General features: G+C 68.1%; 25 protein-coding genes and 1 pseudogene. 15 read left to right on the top strand and 11 right to left on the bottom strand.

What is annotated here, in order from left to right; genetic code table 11:
* Nucleotides 1–73 precede the first annotated feature (73 nt).
* The gene (locus V9K99_RS32215) at nt 74–1,855 is read left to right on the top strand and encodes a DEDD exonuclease domain-containing protein (protein ID WP_337005760.1); all 1,782 of its coding nucleotides are present in this window, start codon (nt 74–76) and stop codon (nt 1,853–1,855) included.
* Here V9K99_RS32215 and V9K99_RS32220 read toward each other — a convergent pair.
* A complete protein-coding gene (locus V9K99_RS32220; RefSeq protein WP_337005757.1) occupies nt 1,852–2,277 on the bottom strand; it encodes a hypothetical protein in 426 nt (141 codons plus the stop codon). The two genes, V9K99_RS32215 and V9K99_RS32220, sit on opposite strands and share 4 nt — an antisense overlap.
* A 117-nt stretch (nt 2,278–2,394) precedes the next feature.
* Here V9K99_RS32220 and V9K99_RS32225 point away from each other — a divergent pair, with 117 nt between their 5' ends.
* The 3 genes and pseudogenes from V9K99_RS32225 to V9K99_RS42785 all read left to right on the top strand — a co-directional run.
* Complete coding sequence (locus V9K99_RS32225) at nt 2,395–3,186, top strand: helix-turn-helix domain-containing protein (RefSeq protein WP_337005755.1); 792 nt, start codon at nt 2,395–2,397, stop codon at nt 3,184–3,186.
* A gap of 123 nt (nt 3,187–3,309) precedes the next feature.
* On the top strand, nt 3,310–3,597 hold the full coding sequence (locus tag V9K99_RS32230; RefSeq protein WP_132206974.1) for an Lrp/AsnC family transcriptional regulator: 288 nt from the start codon (nt 3,310–3,312) through the stop codon (nt 3,595–3,597).
* Nucleotides 3,598–3,728: 131 nt separating this feature from the next.
* A pseudogene (locus tag V9K99_RS42785) lies at nt 3,729–3,818 on the top strand (DUF2510 domain-containing protein); the annotation flags it as partial.
* Between the two features lie 789 nt (nt 3,819–4,607).
* Here the strand turns inward: V9K99_RS42785 and V9K99_RS32235 are convergent.
* Nucleotides 4,608–5,507, bottom strand: coding sequence for a hypothetical protein (locus V9K99_RS32235; protein WP_337005752.1), 900 nt, complete (start codon nt 5,505–5,507; stop codon nt 4,608–4,610).
* 471 nt (nt 5,508–5,978) lie between these two features.
* Between V9K99_RS32235 and V9K99_RS32240 the strand changes: the two genes are divergently transcribed.
* Nucleotides 5,979–6,638, top strand: coding sequence for a hypothetical protein (locus V9K99_RS32240; RefSeq protein ID WP_337005750.1), 660 nt, complete (start codon nt 5,979–5,981; stop codon nt 6,636–6,638).
* 526 nt (nt 6,639–7,164) lie between these two features.
* Here V9K99_RS32240 and V9K99_RS32245 read toward each other — a convergent pair.
* Nucleotides 7,165–7,902 carry a hypothetical protein gene (locus tag V9K99_RS32245; RefSeq protein ID WP_337005748.1) on the bottom strand — a complete coding sequence of 246 codons (738 nt, stop codon included), beginning with the start codon at nt 7,900–7,902 and terminating at the stop codon, nt 7,165–7,167.
* Between the two features lie 75 nt (nt 7,903–7,977).
* On the opposite strand from V9K99_RS32245, the gene V9K99_RS32250 reads away from it, so the two are divergent.
* On the top strand, nt 7,978–8,784 hold the full coding sequence (locus tag V9K99_RS32250) for a hypothetical protein (protein WP_337005746.1): 807 nt from the start codon (nt 7,978–7,980) through the stop codon (nt 8,782–8,784).
* Nucleotides 8,785–8,835: 51 nt separating this feature from the next.
* Here the strand turns inward: V9K99_RS32250 and trpD are convergent, their stop codons facing one another.
* The 3 genes from trpD to V9K99_RS32265 are packed head-to-tail and all read right to left on the bottom strand — an operon-like array spanning nt 8,836 to nt 11,277.
* The gene (gene trpD, locus V9K99_RS32255) at nt 8,836–9,876 is read right to left on the bottom strand and encodes an anthranilate phosphoribosyltransferase (RefSeq protein ID WP_337005744.1); all 1,041 of its coding nucleotides are present in this window, start codon (nt 9,874–9,876) and stop codon (nt 8,836–8,838) included.
* A gap of 5 nt (nt 9,877–9,881) precedes the next feature.
* Nucleotides 9,882–10,301: an Rv3143 family two-component system response regulator gene (locus tag V9K99_RS32260; RefSeq protein WP_337005742.1), complete on the bottom strand. Its 420-nt coding sequence runs from the start codon at nt 10,299–10,301 to the stop codon at nt 9,882–9,884.
* A gap of 58 nt (nt 10,302–10,359) precedes the next feature.
* Nucleotides 10,360–11,277, bottom strand: coding sequence for a cytochrome c oxidase assembly protein (locus V9K99_RS32265; protein WP_337005740.1), 918 nt, complete (start codon nt 11,275–11,277; stop codon nt 10,360–10,362).
* A 52-nt stretch (nt 11,278–11,329) separates the two neighbouring features.
* Between V9K99_RS32265 and ctaE the strand changes: the two genes are divergently transcribed.
* From ctaE to qcrB, 4 genes are read left to right on the top strand one after another with little or no spacing between them, the layout of a single operon-like run.
* Nucleotides 11,330–12,022, top strand: coding sequence for an aa3-type cytochrome oxidase subunit III (gene ctaE / locus V9K99_RS32270; RefSeq protein ID WP_443137120.1), 693 nt, complete (start codon nt 11,330–11,332; stop codon nt 12,020–12,022).
* Nucleotides 12,019–12,888 carry a cytochrome bc1 complex diheme cytochrome c subunit gene (qcrC, locus tag V9K99_RS32275; RefSeq protein WP_337005737.1) on the top strand — a complete coding sequence of 290 codons (870 nt, stop codon included), beginning with the start codon at nt 12,019–12,021 and terminating at the stop codon, nt 12,886–12,888. The genes ctaE and qcrC overlap by 4 nt, the downstream gene beginning before the upstream one ends.
* Nucleotides 12,889–12,904: 16 nt before the next feature.
* Nucleotides 12,905–13,933 (top strand): cytochrome bc1 complex Rieske iron-sulfur subunit, encoded by a 1,029-nt coding sequence (gene qcrA, locus V9K99_RS32280; protein ID WP_337006054.1) that lies wholly within the window; start codon nt 12,905–12,907, stop codon nt 13,931–13,933.
* Nucleotides 13,934–13,939: 6 nt separating this feature from the next.
* Entirely contained in the window at nt 13,940–15,601 is a 1,662-nt protein-coding gene (qcrB, locus tag V9K99_RS32285) for a cytochrome bc1 complex cytochrome b subunit (protein WP_337005735.1), read from the top strand.
* A gap of 47 nt (nt 15,602–15,648) precedes the next feature.
* On the opposite strand, the gene V9K99_RS32290 is transcribed toward qcrB, so the two are convergent.
* Entirely contained in the window at nt 15,649–16,107 is a 459-nt protein-coding gene (locus V9K99_RS32290) for a helix-turn-helix domain-containing protein (protein ID WP_337005733.1), read from the bottom strand.
* 40 nt (nt 16,108–16,147) lie between these two features.
* Here V9K99_RS32290 and V9K99_RS32295 point away from each other — a divergent pair, with 40 nt between their 5' ends.
* The gene (locus tag V9K99_RS32295) at nt 16,148–16,963 is read left to right on the top strand and encodes an alpha/beta fold hydrolase (RefSeq protein ID WP_337005731.1); all 816 of its coding nucleotides are present in this window, start codon (nt 16,148–16,150) and stop codon (nt 16,961–16,963) included.
* Here the strand turns inward: V9K99_RS32295 and V9K99_RS32300 are convergent.
* The 4 genes from V9K99_RS32300 to ctaC form a co-directional block, all read right to left on the bottom strand.
* The gene (locus V9K99_RS32300; RefSeq protein WP_337005730.1) at nt 16,949–18,172 is read right to left on the bottom strand and encodes a L,D-transpeptidase; all 1,224 of its coding nucleotides are present in this window, start codon (nt 18,170–18,172) and stop codon (nt 16,949–16,951) included. The genes V9K99_RS32295 and V9K99_RS32300 overlap by 15 nt on opposite strands.
* Before the next feature lie 195 nt (nt 18,173–18,367).
* Complete coding sequence (locus tag V9K99_RS32305) at nt 18,368–18,763, bottom strand: cytochrome c oxidase subunit 4 (protein ID WP_337005729.1); 396 nt, start codon at nt 18,761–18,763, stop codon at nt 18,368–18,370.
* Complete coding sequence (gene ctaD / locus V9K99_RS32310) at nt 18,760–20,484, bottom strand: aa3-type cytochrome oxidase subunit I (protein WP_337006052.1); 1,725 nt, start codon at nt 20,482–20,484, stop codon at nt 18,760–18,762. Before ctaD ends, V9K99_RS32305 begins: the two co-directional genes overlap by 4 nt.
* Before the next feature lie 47 nt (nt 20,485–20,531).
* Nucleotides 20,532–21,425, bottom strand: a complete 894-nt coding sequence (gene ctaC / locus V9K99_RS32315) for an aa3-type cytochrome oxidase subunit II (RefSeq protein WP_337005728.1) — start codon at nt 21,423–21,425, stop codon at nt 20,532–20,534.
* 94 nt (nt 21,426–21,519) lie between these two features.
* On the opposite strand from ctaC, the gene V9K99_RS32320 reads away from it, so the two are divergent.
* Genes V9K99_RS32320 through V9K99_RS32335 form a run of 4 tightly spaced genes read left to right on the top strand, consistent with a single transcriptional unit; the run spans nt 21,520 to nt 24,159 of the window.
* Entirely contained in the window at nt 21,520–22,635 is a 1,116-nt protein-coding gene (locus V9K99_RS32320) for a cysteine desulfurase family protein (protein ID WP_337005726.1), read from the top strand.
* Nucleotides 22,632–22,844, top strand: a complete 213-nt coding sequence (locus tag V9K99_RS32325) for a sulfurtransferase TusA family protein (RefSeq protein ID WP_337005724.1) — start codon at nt 22,632–22,634, stop codon at nt 22,842–22,844. Before V9K99_RS32320 ends, V9K99_RS32325 begins: the two co-directional genes overlap by 4 nt.
* 43 nt (nt 22,845–22,887) lie before the next feature.
* Entirely contained in the window at nt 22,888–23,439 is a 552-nt protein-coding gene (locus tag V9K99_RS32330; RefSeq protein WP_337005722.1) for a GNAT family N-acetyltransferase, read from the top strand.
* A 3-nt stretch (nt 23,440–23,442) separates the two neighbouring features.
* Nucleotides 23,443–24,159: an SIR2 family NAD-dependent protein deacylase gene (locus tag V9K99_RS32335; RefSeq protein ID WP_337005720.1), complete on the top strand. Its 717-nt coding sequence runs from the start codon at nt 23,443–23,445 to the stop codon at nt 24,157–24,159.
* Nucleotides 24,160–24,195: the final 36 nt, after the last annotated feature.

Here is a 24,195-nt window from a genome sequence, read left to right on the forward strand (position 1 = left end):
ATACAGAGAGCCTAGTCGACTCTCTTGCGTGTCACCTGCGGAATTGTCGGTGGCGGCTTTTAGCGTCATTGCCATGACCAGCCCGGCTCCGGACCAGCTGACGCCGATTCGTGGTGTGCAACCGAGTTTCGACGACCTCGGTACGCCGCTGCGCGACATCACGTTCTGCGTCGTCGACCTGGAGACGACCGGCGGCGCGCCGGGTGAGTCGGGGATCACCGAGATCGGTGCGGTGAAGGTGCGCGCCGGTGAGGTGATCGGCGAGTTCCAGACCCTGGTCAACCCGTCCGATCCGATTCCGCCGTTCATCGCCGTGCTGACCGGCATCACCAACGGGATGGTTGCCTCGTCACCCCGGATCGGCTCGGTGCTGCCCGCGTTCCTGGAGTTCGCGCAGGGCTGCGTGATGGTGGCCCACAACGCGCCGTTCGACATGGGGTTCCTCAAGCACGACAGCCTGGTGCACGGATACGACTGGCCCGACTTCGCCGTCGTCGACACCGCGTTGCTGGCCCGCCGGGTGATCACGCCCGACGAGGCGCCGAACTGCAAGCTCGGCACGCTGGCCAAGCTGTTCCGGGCCACCACCACGCCGAACCACCGCGCGTTGTCGGACGCCCGTGCGACCGTCGACGTGCTGCACGGCCTGTTCGAGCGCGTCGGCTCGCTCGGAGTCCAGACGCTGGAGGATCTGCAGACGTTCTCCGCCCGGGTCGCGCCGGCCGTCCGGGCGAAGCGGCACCTGGCCGAAACGTTGCCGCACGCACCAGGTGTGTACCTGTTCACCGACGATCGCGGCGAGGTCCTGTACGTCGGCAAGTCGAAGGACCTGCGGAATCGCGTCAGGTCGTACTTCACCGCCTCCGAGACCCGGACCAGGATCGGCGAGATGATCGGCATCGCCACCGGGGTGCGCGGGATCGAGTGCGGCACGTCACTGGAGGCCGAGGTCCGCGAGCTGCGGCTGATCGCGGAACACAAGCCGCGGTACAACCGGCGATCGAAGTTCCCGGAACGGCAACACTGGCTGAAGGTCACCGTCGAGCCTTTTCCCCGGCTGTCGCTGGTCAAACAGGTGCGCGACGACGACGCCGGGTATCTCGGGCCGTTCAGTTCGCGGAAGACGGCCGAGCGGGCGATGGCGGCGCTGCACGAGGCGTTCCCGATCCGGCAGTGCACCGCGCGGATGTCACGGCATCCACAGTTGTCGCCGTGCGTGCTGGCCGAGATGGGCCGCTGCGTGGCGCCCTGCGACGGCCGGATCTCGATGGATTCGTACGGCGAGTTCGTGGCGTCGCTGCGGACGGCGCTGACCGTGGACCCGACCCCGGTGGTCGAGGCGCTGGACCGGCGGATCGACCTGTTGTCGGCGGACGAGCGGTTCGAGGATGCCGCCGTACATCGGGATCGGCTGAGTGCGTTCGTGCGGAGTTCGGCGCGGATGCAGCGGATGGCGTCGGTGACCGGGTGTGCGGAGATCTGCGCGGCCCGGCGGACGGACGACGGCGGGTGGGAGCTGCACGTGATCCGCCGCGGGCGCCTGGCGGCGGCCGGGATCAGCCCGCGCGGGACGGATCCGCGCCGCTACCTGGACATGCTCCGCGCCTCCGCCGAAACCGTCCTGCCCGGCATCGGCCCGGTCGCGTCCGCCTCGCCCGAGGAGATCGAGCTGGTCCTCCGCTGGCTCGACCAACCCGGCATCCGCCTGGTCGAGATGGACGGCACCTGGACCTGCCCGGTCAGCGGCGCCGGCCGCCACCTAACCCGCCTCGACAACGCCCACTCCGACGAGCACCACCACCCCACCGAACGCCGTCGCCGACTCCGCCCCCTCGGCCCCGCCCGCGTCGGCTAGCCGTCGATGAACTGGTAGTCGGCCGTGATTCGGCCGTCTGGGGCGACGAGTAGGAGGTCGGTGCCGCCGCCGAGCGCCTCTCCCCCGCCGGCTGGGACCATCGCCCAACGGAGCTTGACCATGTCCCGGACGACGGCGACCCCACCGTCTCGCCGGAACTCGAACTGGCCGGGTGCGACGAACTCGTCGTACGCCCGCGTCACCCGCCGTACCAGCTCCGCATGACCTCGCGCCTCGAGTGTCGCGGTGATCCCGATCTCGTCGGCGCGCTTCACCATCTCCTCGGGCGGTTCGAGCAGTTGTACGCCGTTCTCGGTCCACAGCTGTTCGACGGCCTGCCGGCGTACGTCGGCGTCCGGCTCGTTCCACACGGCCACATAGCGATCGGCCAGTTCTTCGGCCGACTTCTTCGTGTCTGACAAGGGTTTCTCCTCCAGCGTGGGCGACCCGGTGCCGCCCTGCCTCGACCTTGCCGAGCGCGGCCCGGACCGGACAATTCCCGCCCGGGAATTGTCGGTGGGATGCGTTAGACAGATCACGTGCTGACTCAACCGCGCTCTTCCGACCTGTCCGCCGGCCTTCGGCTCTGGCGGCAACGGCGACGCGTGAGTCAACTGGAGCTTGCGATCCGGGCCGGCACCACCCAGCGGCACGTCAGCTTCATCGAGAGCGGACGCTCGCTCCCCGGCCGCGACATGATCATCCGTCTCGCCGAGTCGCTCCAACTCCCCTTGCGCGACCGGAACGCACTACTGCTGGCCGGCGGTTTCGCCCCCGCGTACGACGAGACGCCGTACGACGACCCGAGCCTCGGGGCGATCCGGACGGCGCTGACCGGGATCGTCGAGGGTCATCGGCCGTATCCGGCTGTGGTCGTCAACCGGCGCGGCGACCTGGTCATCACGAACCGGTCGTTCCACGCGCTGATCGACGGCGTCGCGCCGTACCTCCTGAGCGAGCCGGTCAACGGGCCTCGCCTGCTCCTCCACCCCGACGGTCTCGCACCCCGCATCGTCAACTTCGACGAGTGGTCCTGGCACGTGATCGACGCCCTGACCCGCGAGGCCGCGCTGAATCCGGACCCCGCTGCCGACGCGCTGATCGAGGAGCTGACCGCGATGGTCCCACCTCGTCCGATCGCCGGGCCGGATCACCTGGGCTTCGCTGTCCCGCTGCGGCTGGATTCCGAGTACGGCGAGCTGCGCCTGATCACCACGCTGACGCGCTTCGGTACGGCGATCGAGGTGACCGTCTCGGAGTTACGGATGGAGGCGTTCCTGCCCGCCGACGAGCCGACCGCGAAAGCGCTGCGCTTACTCGACCCGGTCTGAGTGGAACGGGCCGCCTTGGTCCGTGCGTCGTACCCGGCGTCCGTCGTACCGGTGGAGACCGGGTTGGGGGTCGGCGGCACTATGCTTCAGCGGGTTGCTGGCGAGATGCGAGGAGAGGACGGCATGGTCACCGCGATCGTGTTCATCAAGGCCGACGTGGCGCGGATTCCGGAGGTCGCCGAGCAGGTGGCGGCGATCGAGGGCGTCAGCGAGGTGTACTCCGTCACCGGCGGGCTCGACCTGATCGCGATGGTCCGGGTCGCCCACCACGAGGACCTCGCCACCGTCATCCCCGAGAAGGTGAACCGGGTGCCCGGCGTGGTCAGCACCGAGACGCACATCGCCTTCCGCGCCTACTCGACGCACGACCTGGAGGCGGCCTTCAGCCTGGGTCAGGAGGACGGTGTCTGAGGGCTGGGGGACCGCGGTCCTGCTGACACGAGCAAAAGTTACGGTGAGCGCATGAACGAGCGGAGCGAGTTCATCATCAGGCACAGTGCACCGGGGTGCTCATCCGCGCCCGGAGCGAAGCGAGGACGCGGATGAGCAACCCTCCCGCTGGCTGGTACCCGGATCCGACGGGGCAGCCGAACACCATCCGCTGGTGGAACGGGAAGCAATGGACCAACCGCACCGAGAAGGAAGACCTTTCTCAGCTCCCCACCTCGGCCGCGAGTGAGGCGAACACCACAACAACTCCCACCGATCCGGCGACCCAGACCGGCACCCCACAGGCGGGCCTGACGCAAGCCAGTCCGACGCAGCAGGACGGTGGAGCGGCTGAGGGTGCTGGAGTTGCTGACGACGGTGTGAGTGCATTTGAGCGGGCGCGGGCTACCTGGGACGCGCCTGTGATCGCGTCGGCGCCGCCGGAGCACTGGACGCAGCAGCCAGTGCCGGAGGAGCCGGTCGACGAGCCGGTTCAAACCGCACCCCAGCAGAACCAGCCCAACGGCCGGACCCTCAAGCTAGCCCTCGCCCCCGAGGCCGCAACTGGAGGTACGGCGGACGCCGTCAACGCAACCGAGAGCGGCACGGCCGCGCCTGCAGCCGGGGCGCAGCAGTCGCAGAGTTGGTCAGCCGTGAGCTGGACAGAACCCCCCAACGGCGGCAGGCCCCAACAGCGGCCCGCCCCGCAGCAGACCGAGACGCAACCCGAGGCCCGGGGCGCGCAGTCGGCTGACGCGACGCAGGCGTCTGTTGGGCCCACGGAAGTCAAGGGCGTAGACCTGGACCAGCCAGACGGCTGGCCGGAACAGGCATCGGGAGTGCAGTCCGGCCAGGCACAGGCGAGCCAGGCCTGGGGCACGCAGCCCCAAGGCCAGCAGATGTGGAGCATCCAGCCAAGCGACGACCAGCCCCAAGGTCAGCAGGCCGCGGGCGTGCAGACCGGCGCGGCTCAGCCGTCAGAGGTGCAGCCGTCAGAGGTGCAGTCCGGTGACGGGCACGCGCAAGGCGAGCCGCAGTGGGGTGTGCAGCAGGAGGCCGAGGAGCCTACGCAGGTCCAGCAAGCCTGGGGCGTGCAGCCGGCCGAGCAGCAGGCCCAGGGCCAGCAGTCGTGGGGTCCACAGGCCGGCGAGCAGCAGGCACAGAGCCAGTCGGGCTGGGGACAACAGCCTGAGCCGGAGCAGGCCCAGCAAGGCTGGGGTCCGCAGGCTGAGCAGGCGAAGCCGGCGTGGGGTGTTCAGGCCGGCGGCGAACAGAGCCAGGGCGAGCAGCTGCGGGGCGCGCAGCAGGCGGGCGAGCCTGCGCAGGTGCAGCAGGGCTCGGGCGGACAGCCGGATGAGGCTCAGCAAGGCTGGGGCGTGCAGCAGGGCTCGGACGACGCTGCCCAGGGTCAGCAGGGCTGGGGACAGCAGGCTGGAGCCGATCAGGCGCAGGGCCAGGACGGCTGGTGGGTGCAGCAAGGTGCGGGCGAGGGTAACCAAGCTCAGCAGGGCTGGGGACTGCAGGCTGAAGCCGACCAGGGGCAGGGCCAGCAGGGCTGGGGTGTGCAGGCTGGCGGGGAGCAGGCGCAAGAACAGCAGGCTTGGGGTGCAGAGGCTGGGGCTGGTCCGGAGAAGCAGCAGACTGAAGCTCAGGCGTCTGGGGGTTGGGGGCAGGAGCAGACTGCGGCCAATCCGTGGCAGGCGGCGGGTGAGCAGGTAAGCGCCGACAACGGTTGGGGTCAGGCTTCCGGCGACAGGTGGGGTGCTGGGGAACAGACGGCTGCCGGTGGTGGGAAAGACGGTCAGCAGCAGGGTGCTGGGGACGCCTGGGGTGGTGGCGCACAGCAGGCGACCAGCCAGGTATGGGGCGCCGACCAGCAGAGCTCCGGTCAACAGCAGGCAACCGAGGCTTGGGGTGCACAGCAGGGCCCTGAGCAACAGACCACGACCGACGCCTGGGGTGCGCAGGAGGGCTCTGGGCAGCAGGCGGGTGCCGACGCTTGGGGTACACAAGGCTCTGGGCAGCAGACCACGAGCAGTGCCTGGGGTGCGCAACAAAGCATTGAGCAGCAGGCAGGTGCCAAACCCTGGGGTGCGCAGCAAAGCGCCGAGCAGCAGGCAGGTGCCAACCCTTGGGGCGCGCAACAAACCACTGAGCAAAAGACGGGTGCCAGCGCCTGGGGGGCGCGGCAGGGGTCTGGGCAGGACGGCTCCAGCGATGGTTGGGGTGGGCGGCAGGTTTGGGCGGCTCGGGAGGTTGAAGGGGCTGGGTCTGGGCGTGGGGGGAAGGGGACGAAGAAGAGTTCGGGGGGTGGGGGGTCTTCGGCGAAGTTGCCGGTGATTGTTGGTGGGGCGGTTGCGTTGGTGATGTTGGTGGTGGCGGCGATCTTCTTGATCACGTCCGGGGACGACAAGACGGCGGGACCGGACAAGACCACGCCGACGAGCCAGCCGACCGGGAGTCAGCCGACGGGCGAGAGCAGCACGAAACCTGGGCAGTCGAAGGATCCGAAGCTGCACGAGGGCGCCCGGATCTCGTCGGACGCGATCTCGTTCCCGCGGCAGAACCCGCCGTGGTCGGACAAGAAGCGGCTGGTCCAGCAACTGCTCAACTCCAGCGGGCAGTACGTGCTGCTGCAGGAGAAGTTCGACGGCAAGAACGACTGGTACGCCGACATCTTCGTCGGCGCGCTCGGTACCGGGTCCGGTTTCAACGGCGACCCGAAGGCGACCGCGGCGGCGCTGTCGATCCAGTTGCGGACCTCGATGTACGGCGACATCCCGGTGACCTTCAAGACCGTGAGCAACGGTGCGGTGAAGCGTTCGGACAAGTCGGGCTGGTATTTCCAGCAGCAGGTGACCGCGAAGTCGGCCCAGTTGACCGCCCGGGTGCTTACCCTGACGGTGGCCGTTTTCGACCTCGGTGACGGCACCGCAGTCGCGTACATCAGCGACATCCCCACCAACCGGCCGGATCTGAGAGCGGCCGAGAGTCAGGCCTACAAGGGAATCAACGTTGGCTGAGAACGAAGACCAGAACCCGCAACCGCCCCAGGGTCCTCCGGACCGGCACGGTGCACTCCCGCACGACCCGGCAGGCCAGGGCGGCCATCCACAGGCGTACTCGCCCGACCAGTCGCCGTCGTCTATCGATCCACTCGCAGGCACACCACAAGCTCCACCGGCACCGGACGCCTGGCAAACCGCCGCGCCCCCAGCCGGAGCCGACCGGCGGACCGGCCAGGCTCCAGCCGACTACCGCCAAGCTGACTCGGCGAGCGGTCCGGCCGACCACCGGCAAGCTGACTCGGCGAGCGGCGCGGCGGACTATCGGTCCGCCGACCAGCGTCCGGCTGAGACGGCAAGCGGTTCAGGCGACCCGTTGTTCGGCCAGTCCCCCGCGCCGGCGCCACCGCCTCCCCCGCCGCCCGCCGGCGGACCTTCCGGTACGGCGCACTCCGGCCAGCCAGGTCAGGCGAACCCGTACCAGCAGTCCGGCGCACAGCACTCGGCACCACAGAGCCCGCAGCAGTCGTGGGCACACCAACAGCTAAGCCAGCAGCAGGCCGCCGCACCGCAGAACCCTCAGCATCAGGCCAGCGCACAACAGCCGCAACAGGGCACAGGTCCGCAACAGCAGTCCTGGGCACAGCAGCAACTGAGCAAACAGCAGGCCGACGCCCGGCAAGCCGCCCAGCAGCACTCGGGTGCACAGCAGCAGGCTGCCGCACCGCAGGCCCCGCAGCATCAGGGCAGCGCACAACAGCCGCAGCAGGGCACAGGTCCGCAACAGCAGTCCTGGGCACAGCAACAGCTCAGCAAACAGCAGGCCGACGCCCGGCAAGCCGCCCCGCAGCAGTCCGGTGCACAGCAGCAAGGCACAGGTCCGCAGCAACAGTCCTGGGCACAGCAACAGCTGAGCCAGCAGCAGTCGGGCACGCAGCAGCCACAGCAAGGCGCTGGATCTCAGCGGCAGTCGTGGGCTCAGCAGCAGTTGAGCCAGCAACAGGCCGGTCAGCTGCCGCAGAGCTCCGGGCAGCCGGGGCAGCCGTACTACGGCCAGCAGGCCGGCGGCTCTCACCAGTCGCAGCAACCGGGTAGGCCGCAGCACGCAGCCCAACCGCCCGGTTCGCCGCAGACCGGCCAGCCAGGTGGCGGCTACCCACCCAACCAGGGCCAGCCGCAGATCCCGTCGTACACACAGCAGCCCGGCCAACCGTCGTACGGCCAGCAGCCCGGTCAGACGTCGTACGGGCAGCAGCCTGGTCAGGCGGCGCACGGGCAGCACGCTGCTCCGTCACAGGGCCAGCGTCCAGGCCAACCGCCGTACGGACAGCAGGGCCAGGGCGGATACGGTCAGCGGTTGCCCGGCTCGGATGGCGGCAGCAACAACGGCGGCAGCCACAGTGCCAACCACGGCGGCGGCACGGGCAGCGGGAAGTCGGCGTTGGACAGCACGATGCGGGCCAGGTTGGTCGGCGCGCTCGTGCTGGTCGTCGCCGCCCTCGCCGTCACCGGGATCAGCGTCGGCTGGATCTGGAACAAGGCGGACGCGGTCGCCCCGGTCACGTTGCCGTCGGGCGGACAGAAGCCGATGGAGACGGTCGACCCGTCGGCCAAGCCGTCCGAGACGCCCACCCCGAAGGGCCGGGTGCTCGGCACCGACATGATTGCCGACAACAAGGACTCGATGCCGATCATGAGCTCGGCCTGGACCGGTCAGTCCGACCCGACCGGGCTGTGGGGCGGGACCGCGATCTGGTTCACCGTGCACGCCAACTACGACGGCAAGAAGAACAGCTGGGGCAACGTCGTCTCGTTCGGCCAGCTGGCGCCACAGATCAAGTACGTCAACACCCCGGCCGGATTGAAGTTCGCCGCGAGCCAGGCGGGTTCCCGGGCGATCGTCGGGATGGACTACGAGAACCCGAAGATCTCCGCGGTCACGCACAAGGCGATCACGGTCGACGGCCACCCGGGTCACGAGATCACCGCCCGGATCGCGGTCAGCAAGCCGATGCTGAAGGAGACCTTCTCCACGATCATGATCGCGGTGATCGACCGCGGTGACGGTACGGCGGCCGTCTCGATCGCGGACATCGCCGGATCGACCCCGGCCTGGCAGAGCGTCTGGCGCTACAAGGTCAGCCAGATCAAGATCAACAACTAAAACGAGAGGGCCGGCGGGACGAACCCGCCGGCCCTTTCCACAAGAACCGCGCTACCGCACCGAGGCGCAGGCAGCGATCCAACGATCCAGCACGTCCTTGGCGGCACCCGAGTCGATCGCCTCCGCGGCCCGGTCCATCCCGGCCCGGATCCGGTGGGTGATCGGCTCGTCCGTCGGCGCGTACGCCGCCAGCGCCGCACCCGCGTTCAGCAGTACGACGTCGCGCACGGCCCCCGGCTCACCGTCGAGCAACGACCGCACGACCTTGGCGTTGAAGACGGCATCCGCACCCTTCAACTCGTCCGCGGTCACCGGCGCGATCCCGAGCTCGCGCGGATCCACCGTGAACGGTCCTTCCACCGAACCCCCGCCGACGGTCCATACCTGCGACGTCGTCCGGGTCGTCAGCTCGTCCAGCCCGTCGTCGCCGTGGAACACCAGCGCGTCGATCCCCCGCCGCGCCAGTACGCCGGCCATCAGCCCGGCGATCCGGCTGTCACCGACCCCGACCGCCTGCGCGGACGGGTCGCCCGGGTTCGCCAGCGGACCAAGGAAGTTGAAGGTGGTCGGCACACCGAGCTCACGCCGCGGTACGGCGGCATGCCGCAACGCGGGGTGGAACGCCGGGGCGAAGCAGAAGGTGATCCCGGCCTGCTCCCCCACCTCGGCCACCTGCGCCGCGGTCAGGTCGAGCGGAATGCCGAGCTCCTCGAGTACGTCGGCCGCACCACACGCCGACGAGGCCGCGCGGTTGCCGTGCTTGAGCACCTTGGCACCGGCGCCGGCCGCGACGATCGCCGACATCGTGCTGATGTTCACGGTGTGGGCTTGGTCACCGCCGGTACCGACGACATCGAGGGTCCGGCCGGAGACCGAGATCTTGGTGGCGAAATCGCGCATCGTCGCGACCAGGCCCTCGACCTCGGTGACCGTCTCGCCCTTGGAACGCAGCGCGATCACGAACCCGGCGAGCTGGGCCGGCGACGCGGCGCCGGAGAGGATCTGCTCCATCGCCCACGCGGTGGCGGACGCGTCCAGGTCCTCACGCCGGAGCAGCGGATTGAGCACCTGCGGCCAGGTGTAGGCGGTCACGGGACTCAGGCAGTCGTGGCGGGCAGCTTGGCCAGCCGCTGCCGGAGCAGGTCGGCGGTGACCTCGGCCAGCCGGACCGGGTCGATCGGGTGCGAGACCGCGGCCTCGGCCCGGGACCAGGTGGCCAGCCACGCGTCCTGCGGACGGCCGGTGATCACGAGCACCGGCGGGCACTGGAAGATCTCGTCCTTCAACTGCCGGGCGATCCCCATCCCGCCGGCCGGCACCGCCTCGCCGTCCAGGATGGCCAGGTCGATCCCGCCCTTGTCCATGGTCTTGATCACGGCCGGCTCGGTCGCGCACTCGACGTACTCGAGCACCGGCAGATCGGCGGCCGGCCGCTTGCCCAGCGCCAGCCGGACGGATTCCCGGGTCGTACGGTCGTCGCTGTAGACGAGCACCTTCAGCGGACGCTCTGAACTCATCGATCCATCCCAAGCTGTGTGTCAGTGACGAGTGGACAGGCAAACAACACGGCGAATGCTACCGGGGTGCCTGTCCGCTCCGGCGAGCCTGTTCCTCCAACCGGTCCAGCCGGCGGTCCTCACGGCGGGCCTCCCGCTGCGACTCCTTCACCCATTGGACGAAAAGTACGCCGAAGAAGATCAGCCCGACGATGTCGCCCGACCCCCACAACAGACCGCCGGCGATGTACTGGTCGCGCAGTGGCGACGGCGACCAGGATCGGCCGAAGCTGGTGTACCAGTCCTCGGCGATCAGGCTGTTCGCGGACATGATCGTGATGCCGAGGAAGGCGTGGAACGGCAGCGTGAGGAACGTCATGATCAGCCGGAACGGGTACATCACCCGGCCGGGCACCGGATCGAGGCCGAGCAGCGGCCAGAAGAACAGCGATCCGACCAGGATGAAGTGCAGATGGAGCAGGTCGTGCAACACGGTCGAGCGCAACGTGGCGTCGTACCAGCCGCTGAAATAGAGCGCCCACGGGCTCAGCACGAACAAGGTGAAGCCGATCAGCGGGAAGCACATCACCTTCGCGAACCGTGAGTGCAACACGGAGAGCAACCATTTCCGCGGCCGGCCCGGAAGGGTGCGCAGCGCCAGCGTCACCGGTGCGCCGAGCGCCATCATCAACGGCGTGATCATCGACAGGACCATGTGCTGGGCCATGTGCACGCTGAGAAGCACCGTGTCGTAGGTGCCGAGAGCCGACTGGGTGGCGATCACGGCGCTTCCCAGTCCCAGTCCGACGAAGGCGAAGGTGCGTCCGCGGGACCATTTGTCACCCCGCGCGCGAAGCTTGTGCACGCCGTACAGATAGAGCGCCGCCAGTACGACGATCACGCCGAGTAACACCGGTTCGAAGGTCCAGGCAGTCAGCAACCGGAGCGGCGTCAACGGTGCGATCTGGTCGCCGGGCCCGGCGTGGAGGGGAAGCACGCTTCCACAGTAGAAAGCGTTCGTCCGCGACATGCATGGGGGTGGTCGTGGCATGCGGACCCCCGACCGACATAATGACGGCGTGGCCACTGCAACCGCGCTCCCAGCGTCTCGTGAACACGGGCATCATGACCGTCCCAGCATGGTCAGTGTCGGCACGATCGTCTGGCTCTCGAGCGAACTGATGTTCTTCGCCGCCCTGTTCGCGGCGTACTTCACGATCAGGTCGGTGACGACCGCCGCCGCCGCTCCGGGTACGGAGACGTTGTGGCAGGCGTCCACCGAGATGCTGAACGTCCCGTTCGCCTCGGTGAACACGTTCATCCTGGTCGCCTCGTCGTTCACCTGCCAGGCGGGTGTGTTCGCCGCCGAGCACGGCAAGGTGGGCCGGTCCGGCTCGGTCGCGAACTTCCGCGCCTGGGGGATGCGTGAGTGGTTCATCCTCACGTACCTGATGGGCGCGGTCTTCATCGCCGGCCAGGTGACCGAGTACGCCACCTTGATCCACGAGGGCGTGACGATCTCGTCGTCGCCGTACGGATCGGTGTTCTACCTGACCACCGGGTTCCACGGTCTGCACGTGACCGGCGGTCTCATCGCTTTCGTGTACGTCCTGGCCAGGACGTACATGGCTCGTAAGTTCACCCACGAACAGGCCGTCTCGGCGATCGTCGTGTCCTACTACTGGCACTTCGTCGACGTGGTCTGGATCGCCCTGTTCGCGACCATCTACCTGCTCAAATGAGTGAGAAGAGACTTTCCTTGTCACCGGCGCGCTTTCTCTCCGCGCGACGACGGCACCGGTCCGCCGGCCTCGTCGTGCTCCTGTTCGGCCTCCTGGCAGTGGGTTCGGCGTACGCCGCCTTCGCCCCTGGCGACGCGGTCGCGGACAACTCGGCCCAGTCCCAGCAGATCGAGGAGGGCAAGAAGCTCTTCGCGGTCGGTTGCTCCAGCTGCCACGGTCTGAACGCCGAGGGCGGTGGCAACGGCGAGGGCGAGATGGCCGGCCCGTCGCTGATCGGCGTCGGCGCCGCCGCGGTCGACTTCCAGGTCGGCACCGGCCGGATGCCGGCCATGCAGCCGGGTGCGCAGATCCCGCGCAAGACGCCGGCGTACACGCAGGAGGAGATCGAGGCGCTGGCCGCCTACGTCGCCTCGCTCGCCCCCGGCCCGGCCGTTCCGGCGTCGGAGTCGTACGACGTGAGCAAGGCCACCGACGAGCAGGTCACCCGCGGTGGCGAGCTGTTCCGCACCAACTGCACGGCGTGCCACAACTTCGCCGGCCGCGGCGGTGCGCTGCCGAACGGCCGCTACGCGCCGTCGCTGATGGGCGTTAGTGAGAAGCACATCTACGAGGCGATGCTCACCGGTCCGCAGCAGATGCCGGTCTTCTCCGACCAGGTGCTGCAGCCGGAGGACAAGCGCGACATCATCGCCTACCTGAAGGCGCTGGAGACCCAGAAGGACCCGGGCGGCTTCGGTCTCGGCCGGCTCGGTCCGGTGTCCGAAGGCCTGTGGGGCTGGCTGGTCGGTATCGGCCTGCTGGTCTGCGTAGCCGTCTGGATCGGCGCCAAGGGCGTCAAGGCCAAGGGAGCAAAGGCCAGTGAGTGACGACAACAAGCTGCCGGTGAAGGCAGAGGCAGAAGAGCACGGTCAGGTCTCGGTCGCCGAGCCGATCCCGGACCCGGGAATCGAGCCGCACGAGTACCGGATCACCGACATCGACCCGAAGGCGGCCGACCGGGTCGAGCGCCAGGTGGCCACGATGTTCGGCCTGGCCGGTGTGTTCGCCCTCGGCTCCTGCGTGGCGTACTTCGCCATCCCGCGCGACGCCGAGCTGGTCTTCGGCCCGCTGTCCGGCAACGCGAACAACATGACGCTGGGCCTGTGCCTCGGCCTGGCGCTGTTCCTGATCGGCGCCGGCGCGATCCAGTGGGCCAAGAAGCTGATGGTCGACGAGGAGATCTCCGAGGACCGGCACCCGGCGCACTCGACGATGGAGCAGAAGGCCGACATCGCCGACGCCTTCAAGCAGGGTGTCGACGAGTCCGGCTTCACCCGGCGCAAGCTGATCCGCCGCTCGCTGCTCGGCGCGATGGGCCTGCTCGGCCTGCCGGCCATCGTGTTCCTGCGCGACCTCGGTCCGCTGCCGGGCCGCGCGCTCTACCACACGATCTGGGCCAAGGGCATCCGCGTCGTCAACGACGTCACCCTGCGCCCGATCAAGCCGTCCGACCTGGTCGTCGGCCAGCTGGTCAACGCCGCGCCCGCCAACCTGGCCCCGATCCAGGAGGAGAGCGGCGTCGAGTACCAGAACGCCAAGGCGAAGGCCGCGGTGATCGTGGTCCGGATCAAGCCGAGCGAGATCCGTACGCCGGCCGGCCGGGAGAACTGGGGTATCGACGGCATCCTGTGCTACTCCAAGATCTGCACCCACGTCGGCTGCCCGATCTCGTTGTACGAGCAGACCACCCACCACGTGCTCTGCCCGTGCCACCAGTCGACGTTCGACCTCGCGGACGGCGCAAAGGTCGTCTTCGGCCCTGCTGCCCGGCCGCTGCCTCAGCTACCGTTGGCAGTGGACTCGGAGGGCTACCTGGTCGCGCAGAGCGATTTCACCGAGCCAGTCGGTCCGAGCTTCTTCGAACGAGGGTGACCGCACGTGTCTGACAAGGATTTCCCACCTCCGGTCAAGTATCTCGACGACCGCCTCGGGATCGCCAAGATCGGCCGGAAGAACCTGCGCAAGGTCTTCCCGGACCACTGGTCCTTCATGCTCGGCGAGATCGCGCTGTACAGCTTCATCATCCTGATCCTCACCGGCACCTTCCTGACCTTCTGGTTCAAGCCGTCGATGGCCGAGATCGAGTACCAGGGTTCGTACAGCCTGCTCAAGGGCCTGCACATGTCCGAGGCGTACGCCTCGACGCTGGACATCTCGTTCGACGTCCGCGGCGGCCTCCTGATGCGGCAGATCCACCACTGGGCGGCGGTGCTGTTCATCGCCGCGATGATGGTGCACCTGCTCCGCATCTTCTTCACCGGCGCGTTCCGCAAGCCGCGTGAGCTGAACTGGGTGATCGGCTTCACGATGCTGTTCCTCGGCATCATCGAGGGCTTCATCGGCTACGGTCTGCCCGACGACCTGCTGTCCGGGACCGGTCTACGGATCACCCAGGGCATGATCGGGGCGTCACCGGTCATCGGCACGTACATGAACTTCTTCATCTTCGGCGGTGAGTTCCCCGGCGACGACATGGTGCCCCGGTTCTTCATCGTCCACGTGCTGCTGATCCCAGGTTTGATCCTGGCGCTGGTGACGGTCCACCTGTTCCTGGTCGTCTACCACAAGCACACGCAGTACGCGGGCCCCGGCCGGACCAACAACAACGTGGTTGGCTACCCGCTGATGCCGGTGTACATGGCCAAGGCCGGCGGCTTCTTCTTCGTCGTGTTCGGCATCACCGCCCTGATGGGCGCCCTGATGCAGATCAACCCGGTCTGGCTGTACGGCCCGTACAACCCGGCAGAGGTGACGGCAGGATCCCAGCCCGACTGGTACATGGGCTGGCTGGAAGGCTCGGTCCGAATAATGCCGGGCTTCGAGTCCCATTTCTGGGGCATCACGCTGAGCTGGAACCTGATCATCCCGGCCCTGCTGATACCACCTGCCTTCGTCACCCTGGTCGCGCTGTATCCGTTCATCGAGGCCTGGATCACCGGTGACAAGCGCGAGCACCACCTGCTGGACCGCCCGCGCAACATGCCGACCCGGACCGGTATCGGTGCCGCCTTCATCACCTTCTACGGCCTGCTCTGGATCGGTGGCGGTAACGACCTGGTCGCCACCCACTTCGGGGTCTCGCTGAACAACGTGACCTGGTTCCTCCGGTTCGCCGTCATCCTCGGCCCGATCCTGGCCTTCTGGATCACCCGGCGGATCGCGATCTCGCTGCAGCGGGCCGACAACGACCGGATCCTGCACGGCCTGGAGACCGGCATCATCGTCCGCTCCCCCGACGGTGAGTACTCCGAGAAGCACACGGCGATCTCGACGTACGAGGCCTACCAGCTCACCTCCCACGACCGGATGCTGCCGCTGGACATCGGTCCGGAGACCGACGACAACGGCGTCCGCGCCCCGCGCCGGGCCCTCAACAAGCTCCGCGCCAAGCTGTCGCACTTCTACTACGCCGACGCGGTGCAGAAGCCGACGGTCGAGGAGGTCGCCGAGGCTCACGCCCACGGCCACGCTCCCGGCGACGAGCACGAGGAACTGTCCGAGACGGAGACCTTCCGCGAGGTCACCAGCGACAGGTCCTGATCAAAGCATCACCCGAGAAGCCCCGGCACCCGCCGGGGCTTCTTGCTTTATCCGATGGCCTCGTTCACCGCATCCAGGTACCGACCGACGACGGCCCGCTCGGACGGCTCGAGCTGGACCGCGATCAGGCGCTCGAGGAGAGGGCCGAAGAACTGCCAACCGAGGTCGACCGCGCTGTCGGAGACCTGGAGCCGGGCGCTCCGGCGGTCAGAGCGGCTTCTGAGCCGTTCGACGTGTCCGGCGGCCTCCAGCCGGTGGATGACCGCCGTCGTCGCCTGAGAGGTCATTCCGAGCTGTCCGGCGAGCCATCCCGGTGTGGCCTCCACGCCGGCTCTCTCGGCGTCGAGCAGGCGGATCAGGGCGCGCACGTCGGTCCCGTGTAGTCCCGTCGTACGCGCGAACTCCCCCGCCGCCAGCTCCAGCCGCAACGCGATCTCGCGCAGCCGGTGCACCAACTCCAGTGCCGCGGCCCGCTCCGGATCCGACGGCATCACTCGTTCACGCATACCTACCAATTTATCTCACTGAGTGAGCTATTCTCGCCTCATGACTTTCCAGCACGCGTACGACGCCCTGCTCGAACGCTGGGGTGTCCCGGTGGAACACCTCGATGTCGGCGGCACGCACGTGAACGCCTGCGGCCTGGTCGACGCTCCTCCCGTGGTCCTGCTCGCCGGGCACGGCGCGACCTCTCCGGTGTGGTTCTCCGTCGCACCCGAACTCGCGCAACACCACCGCGTCTACGCGATCGACCTACTCGGCGACGCCGGCCGCAGTACCGGCACCCCACCCCGCACGATCGACGAGCTGATGACCTGGCTGACCGGCGTACTCGACGGGCTCAGCGTCGACCGGCCACTCCTGGTAGGCCATTCGTACGGCGCCTGGATCGCCCTCACCTACACGATGCGAAACCCAGACAGGGTCGACCGACTCGCACTGATCGACCCAACGGACTGCTTCGTCGGCCTGCGCATCCCCTACATCGCCCGAGCGCTGCCGAGCCTCCTCCGCCCCTCTCGGCAACGCACCCTGTCGTTCCTCCGCTGGGAGACCCAGGGCCTGCCGGTCGACGAGCAGTGCCTCGAACTCGCCGCACTAGCGGCCGAGCAACCCACCGCCCGACCTGTCCGCCCCAAACGCCCCACCGACGACCAGCTGCGGTCTCTCCACCCCGCTCCGCTGGTAGTCGTAGCCGCCCGCACCAAGAGCCACAACCCCAACCACCTGACCCGCCGGGTCACCACACTCATGCCGTCGGCGACCGTCGTACCTCTGGAGACCGCAACGCACCACTCGCTCCCCGCCGGGCATGGCGAGGAGCTGAGTGAGGCGTTGCTGAAGTTCCTAGGAGAGGGCTGAACCGGCCTTGTAGGCGGCCCAGGTGGTGTTCCAGTCGGTCCAGCCGTTGCCGGGCTCCATCTTGCGGGTGGTGCCGGTGACGATGACGGGGTCGCCGCGGAGGGTCTGCTGGAAGTACCACTGGCCGTTCGCGAGGCTCATGCCGACGCAGCCGTGGCTGACGTTCTCACTGCCCTGGCTGCCGCTCGACCACGGCGCGCCGTGGATGAACTCGCCCGAGCTGGTCACCCGCTGCGCCCACTTCACGTCGCGGATGTCGTAGTACTCCGGGTCGCCCGGCTTGATGCCGACGGTCCGCGCGTCCATCCGCTTGGTCGCGAACTTCTCCATGATCACCTTCACCCCGCTGCGGGTGGTGAAGCCGTCCTTGCCGGCGGTGATCGGGATGCTCCGGGCCAGCTTGCCGTTGATGGTCACGTACATGACGTGCTTCGCGACGTTGACATTGGTGACCACGGACTTGCCGATGCTGAAGGAGATCTGGCGGCTGGCCGAGCCCCAGACGCTGTTCCCGGCGTTCACGCCCTGGGTGTCGATGTTGACCGTCACCTTGGTGCCGGCCGGCCAGTAGTTCATCGGCCGGTAGTTGACCTGCTTGCTGTTCACCCAGTGCCAGCTGCCGGTGACCGGGACCGAGGTGGTCACCTTGAGCCGCTTCTCCACCGCCGCGCGGTCCTTGACCGGGTTGTTCCAGTAGATCTGGATCGGCAGCGCGACGCCGACGGTCTCACCGTTCAGCGGGACGACCGAGGCCTTCAGGTTCTTGGCCGCCTTGAGGGTCTTGAAGGTCGAGTTGATCGGCACGGTGGCGCCGTCGGTGCCCTCCGCGGAGCCGGTCAGGGTGTACGACGCACCAGGCTTGAGCTGCGGCGCGGAGGTCCACTCGTTCTTCTCGGTGTTGAAGCTGCCGGCCACCTTGTCGCCGTCGTCGTCCTTGAGCGTGACGTCCTTCAGCGTGCCCACCGAGGTCTTCACCGTCACCGGGGTGTCCGGCTTGACCGACGTGGCGCCCTTGGCCGGGACGATCGAGACGTTGGCCGCGCCCGGGTCCGGCGTCGGCGTGGTGGACGCTCCAGGGGTGGTCGAGGCACTCGGCGTACCACTACTCTGCGTCGCACCCGGCGAGCCGCCCGCCTCGGTGTCGCTGCACGCGGTGCCCGCCAGCAGCACCACGCAGATCCCCGCCACGGCAAGACCGTGTTTCCTCACCGAACCGCCAACCATTCCCCAGCACTCCCCTGTTCAAACCAACGCCGCCCAGAGTAACCCGCCGAACCGACAGAACCCGGCAGGACACCGTCACACAGTGGTACGGACCACAACGGACCGTTCTCCGGTGGCACCCCGTAAGACGCGCAAAGGCGCCATCCGGTTGGCTTCGGATGGCGCCCGTACGAGGTTCAACTAGTGAGCGTGGTCACCCCGGTAGTACTCGAAGATGAACCCGGACAGCGTGACGATGCCGAGGGCGCAGCCGGCGATGAACAGCCACCAGCCGAAGACGATGCCCAGCACCACCACCGACAGGGTCAGCGCGCACCACAGCGGCCACCACGAGTACGGCGGGAAGAAGCCGAGCTCACCGGCTCCCTCGACGATCTCGGCTTCCTTGCGGTCCTCCGGCCGGGCGTCCATCCGGCGAGCGGTGATGCTCAGGTAGAACGCCACCAGCAGGGACAGGAAGAACGTCATCACCAGTGCGGTGGTGCCGGTCGGGTCCTCCGACATCAGCCAGTAGATCGGCGTGACGACCAGCACGAACACACTCAGGATCCCGAAGACCCAGGCTTCGACCTTCACGCCTTGTCCTTCCCTTCGGTCTCGAGACCTGCGTTCTGCTCCAGATTCTCCACCCGGCCCTGGTCCTCACCGGCGTCGAGCAGGTTGTCCTTCGGGGCCTGGTTGTCCGGGTACTCGGCCAGCGCGAGGTCCGGGTGGTGCAGGTCGAAGGCCGGGCTCTCGGACCGGATCCGCGGCAGCGAGGCGAAGTTGTGCCGCGGCGGCGGGGAACTCGTCGCCCACTCCAGCGAGCGGCCCCAGCCCCACGGGTCGTCCACGCCCACCAGCGGCGCCTTGCGCGACTTGTAGACGTTGTAGAAGAACGGCAGCATCGACATGCCGAGGATGAACGCACCGATGCTGGACACCTCGTTCAGCGTGGTGAAGCCCTCGTTCGCGCCGTACGACGCATAGCGCCGCGGCATCCCCTCGACGCCCAGCCAGTGCTGCACCAGGAACGTCGTGTGGAAGCCGATGAACAGCAGCCAGAAGTGCAGCTTGCCGAGCTTCTCGTCGAGCATCCGGCCGGTCATCTTCGGCCACCAGAAATAGAACCCGGCGAACATCGCGAACACCACGGTGCCGAAGACGACGTAGTGGAAGTGCGCGACCACGAAGTAGGAGTCGGACAGCTGGTAGTCCAGCGCCGGCGAGGCCAGGATGATGCCGGTCAGACCGCCGAACAGGAAGGTGGTCAGGAAGCCCACCGACCAGAGCATCGGGGTGTCGAACGACACCGAGCCGCCCCACATGGTGCCGATCCAGTTGAAGAACTTCACCCCGGTCGGGACCGCGATCAAGAACGTCATGAAGGAGAAGAACGGCAGGTTCACCGCGCCGGTGACGAACATGTGGTGCGCCCACACCGCCACCGACAGGACGGCGATACCGAGCGTCGCCGAGACCAGGCCGATGTAGCCGAAGACCGGCTTGCGGCTGAAGACCGGCAGGATCTCGGTGATGATGCCGAAGAACGGCAACGCGATGATGTAGACCTCGGGATGCCCGAAGAACCAGAACAGGTGTTGCCACAGCAGTGGCCCGCCGTTCGCGGCATCGAAGACGTGAGCCCCCAAGGCTCGATCCGCCTCCAGCATCAGCAGCGCGCCGGCCAGGATCGGGAACGCGATCAGCACCAGGATCGACGTGACCAGGATGTTCCAGGTGAAGATCGGCATCCGGAACATCGTCATCCCCGGTGCCCGCATGGTGATGATCGTGGTGACGAAGTTGACCGCACCGAGGATCGTGCCGAGACCGGCCATCCACAGGCCCATGATCCACAGGTCACCGCCGACACCCGGCGAGCGGACCGCGTTGGACAGCGGGGCGTAGGCGAACCAGCCGAAGTCGGCCGCGCCGCCCGGGGTGAAGAACCCGCTGATGGTGATCAGGCCGCCGAACAGGAACAGCCAGAAGCTGAACATGTTCAGCCGCGGGAACGCCACATCCGGGGCGCCGATCTGGACCGGCATGATCACGTTCGCGAAACCGACGAACAGCGGGGTCGCGAACAGCAGCAGCATGATCGTGCCGTGCATGGTGAAGAGCTGGTTGTAGACCTCTTCGTTCACGATCTGCAGACCCGGCTTGGCCAGCTCGGCGCGGATCAGCAGCGCCATCACGCCGCCGATCAGGAAGAACGCGAACGAGACGATCAGGTACAGGTGGCCGATCAGCTTGTGGTCGGTGGTGGTCAGCCACTTGACCGCGATCTGGCCTTTGGTACGCCGTCGGGGCAGAGCGGTAGTGGTCGCACCGATGGCACCGGTGCGCTCGGCGGTGGCTGTCACTTCTCGCCCTCCTCTGGCCCGTGGCCAGGAATGGTGGTGGCGTCCTGGCCACCGGTGGCGGCGCCGGTCTGGCCCTTGGCGGCCAGTTCACGCAGATGCGCGTCGTACTCGGCGCGGGTGACCACCTTGACGGAGAAGACCATCCGGCTGTGGTAGAGCCCGCAGAGCTCGGCGCACTTGCCGGCGAAGGTCCCGGTCTTGGTCGGGGTCAGCTCGAACTTGTTGGTCCGGCCGGGGATGACGTCGAGCTTGAAGTAGAACGACGGCACCCAGAAGGAGTGGATCACGTCCGGCGAGGTCAGGTCGAAGTGGACCGACTCGTTCACCGGCAGCCACAGCTGGGCGGGCTTGTCCAGCGTGCCGGTCTCCCAGACGCCCTCCTGCCCGTCGACGGTGTCCTTGTAGTTGAAGGTCCACTGCCACTGCTGGCCCACCACGTTGACGGTGTGCTGCGGGGTGTTCGACATCGCGGTGATCTGGTTGCCGTGCTCGACGGTGTAGAAGAAGAGCACACCGATGATCGCGAACGGCGCCAGCGTGTAGAGCACCTCGAGCGGCAGGTTGTACCGGACCTGCTTGGGAGCGTCTTCGGTGCGCTTGCGGTACCGCACGACGACGTACAGGATCAGCGCCCAGACCATCACACCGACGATCAGGGCGGCGATCCAGGCGCCGATCCAGAGGCTTCGGACGGCCTCGGTCCGGTCCGATGCGCCCTCGGGAAGCCCGAGTCGTTTCCACTGCTCAGTGGTCGCCGACGAACAACCGGTCAGCAGCAGGGTGCCGAGCACCACTCCCGTACCGACCAGCAGGCGTCGCTTTCCCGGACGTGTGGCGCGGGCAAGACCTGCCTTGCGCTCGTCCACTCCGGGCGTGCCGTTCGAACCCACGGGGCGCCTTTCCCTTCCCAAGTGAGACTGACGACCAAACACTACTGGACACCTTCCGCGGTCCCGCGCATAGGTAGGGCTTAGCGTTTCCTGTGTGAGCGAGCGTGCGTATCTGGATGCAGCGTCGGCCGAGTCGTTGCATCCGGCGGCGCGGGAGATGTTGCTGTCGGCAGTCGATTCCGGCTGGGCGGATCCGGTCCGGTTGCACCACGAGGGACGGACCGCGCGGCTGCTGCTGGACAACGCCCGGGCGGTGCTCGCGGACGCAGTCGGGGTGCGCCCCGACGAGCTCTTCCTGACCACCTCCGGTACGGCGGCCATCCGCGCCGGGCTGACCGCAATCACGGCCGCCCGCAAACGGGTCGGTACGACGGTTGTCCACAGCGCCGTCGAGCATTCCGCCGTACTGCACACCGCCTCCGGCCAGGGCGTCGAGGTCGGGGTGGATTCCCAGGGCCGGGTCGACCTGGAGGCGTTCAAAGCCGAGGTCGGCAAGCCGGGTGTCGCGGTGGCGGCGCTGCAGTCCGCGAATCATGAGGTCGGCACCCGGCAGCCGATCGAGGCCGCGGCCGAGGCGTGTGGTGACGTACCTCTGTTCGTCGACGCGGCCGCTTCGATCGGGCACGACGTCGTACCGGCCGGGTGGTCGGCGCTGGCCGCGAGCGCGCACAAGTGGGGTGGACCGGCCGGCGTCGGGCTGCTCGCCGTACGCAAGGGGACCCGGCTGGCGCCGGCGTGGCCGGTGGACGAGCGGGAGGACGGCCTCTCTCCCGGGTTCCCGGACATCCCGAATGCGCTCGCCGCGGCGGCGGCCCTGCAGGCTCGCCAGGCTGAGGCTGAAGAACTGAACAAGCACCACCGAGCCTGGATCGACGAGCTCCGGCACCGCGTCGCCGCGGAGATCGCCGATGTCGAGGTGGTCGGCGACCCGGACGACCGGCTGCCGCACGTGCTCACCTTCTCCTGTCTGTACGTCGACGGCGAGGCGCTCGTCACCGCCCTGGATGCGGAGGGCTTCTCGGTCTCCAGCGGTTCGGCCTGTACGTCGAGCACCCTGCGGCCGTCCCACGTGCTCGCGGCGATGGGCGTCCTCACCCATGGCAACGTCCGCGTCTCGCTCGGCCGTTCGACGACGTACGACGACATCGACCGCTTCGCGACCGTGTTGCCGGGGATCGTCCAGCGGATCCGGGCGGAGGTCGGCCTGTGAATACCGACCTCGACTGTCTCGGCCTGCTCTGCCCACTCCCGGTGATCAAACTGGCGAAACTGCTACCGACCGTGGCCGTCGGCGACACGATCACGGTGCTCGCCGACGACCCGGCGGCCGCCACCGACATCCCGGCCTGGTGCCGCCTGCGCAACCAGGAACTCGTCTCCGCCGACGCGCCGAGATTCGTCGTCCGGCGACTGAGCTAAAACCGGTCGCCGTGGTCGCGGTCCGGTTGGCAGACTGCGCGGCGTGACCGATTTTTCCTACAAGCCGACGCTGACCGGCGAGCTCGTGATCCTGCGGCCCGTGGTCGAGGCCGACTACGAGGCGCTCGCTGTCGCAATGGCGGACCCCGAGGTGATCAGGTTCACCGGGAGCCGTGGCGAGATCGGCGAGGAGAAGGCGCGCGAGTGGTACCGGACCCGGGCGGCCATGACCGACCGGATGGATCTGGCCGTCGTGGACAAGGCGACCGGCTTGGTGGTCGGCGAGACTGCCCTGAACGAGTGGGATCCGGACAACCGGTCCTGCAACTTCCGGATCCTGATCGGCCCGGCCGGTCGGGATCGCGGCCTCGGTACCGAAGCCACCAAGCTGACCGTTGGCTACGGCATCGAGAAGCTCGGGCTGCACCGGATCAGCCTCGGTGTGTACGCGTTCAACCCGCGGGCGCAGCGCGCGTACGAGAAGGCCGGCTTCGTGGTCGAGGGCCGGCTGCGCGACGAGCTGTACTGGGACGGCGAGTGGGTCGACGGGATCGTGATGTCGGTCCTCGCGCCGGAATGGAAAGCTAACGTTTGACGGGTGATCGACGCTGAGCGCATCGCCGTACTGACCGGAGCCGGCATCTCCACCGCGTCCGGGATCCCCGACTTCCGCGGTCCGCAAGGGCTGTGGACGAAGAACCCGGCCGCGCAGGCGATGTTCGACATCGACGAGTACGTCGCCTCCCGGGCGGTCCGGATCGAGGCCTGGAAGCTCCGCCTGGCCGCGCCCGCGTGGACCGCCGAGCCGAACCCGGGCCACCTCGCCCTGGTCGACCTCGAACGCCAGGGACGGCTGACCGGCCTGATCACCCAGAACGTCGACGGCCTGCACCAGAAGGCCGGCTCCTCCCCCGCGATCGTCCACGAACTGCACGGCACGGTCTGGTACGTCGACTGTCTCGAATGCACCCGCCGCATCCCGATGGCCGACGTACTCCCCCGCCTCGAAGCCGGCGACGAGGATCCGGCCTGCGAGATCTGCGGCGGCATCCTCAAATCCGCCACCGTCTCCTTCGGTCAGTCACTCGACCAGCGCGTCCTAGACGCCGCCGTCGCCGCCACCACGGCCGCGGATGTGTTCCTGGCCGTCGGCACCTCGCTGCAGGTCTATCCCGCCGCCGGCCTCTGCGACATCGCCCTGTCCGCCGGCAAACCCCTCATCATCCTCAACGCCGACCCGACCCCCTATGACGACGAGGCCACCACCGTCCTGCACACCCCGATCGAGACCACTCTCCCCGGCCTCGTGACCTGACCGTGACATTCGAGGCCTCCTCATGGTGAAAGTAGG

Origin of the sequence: Kribbella sp. CCNWLW201, assembly GCF_037203805.1 — a bacterium.
Lineage (GTDB): Bacteria > Actinomycetota > Actinomycetes > Propionibacteriales > Kribbellaceae > Kribbella.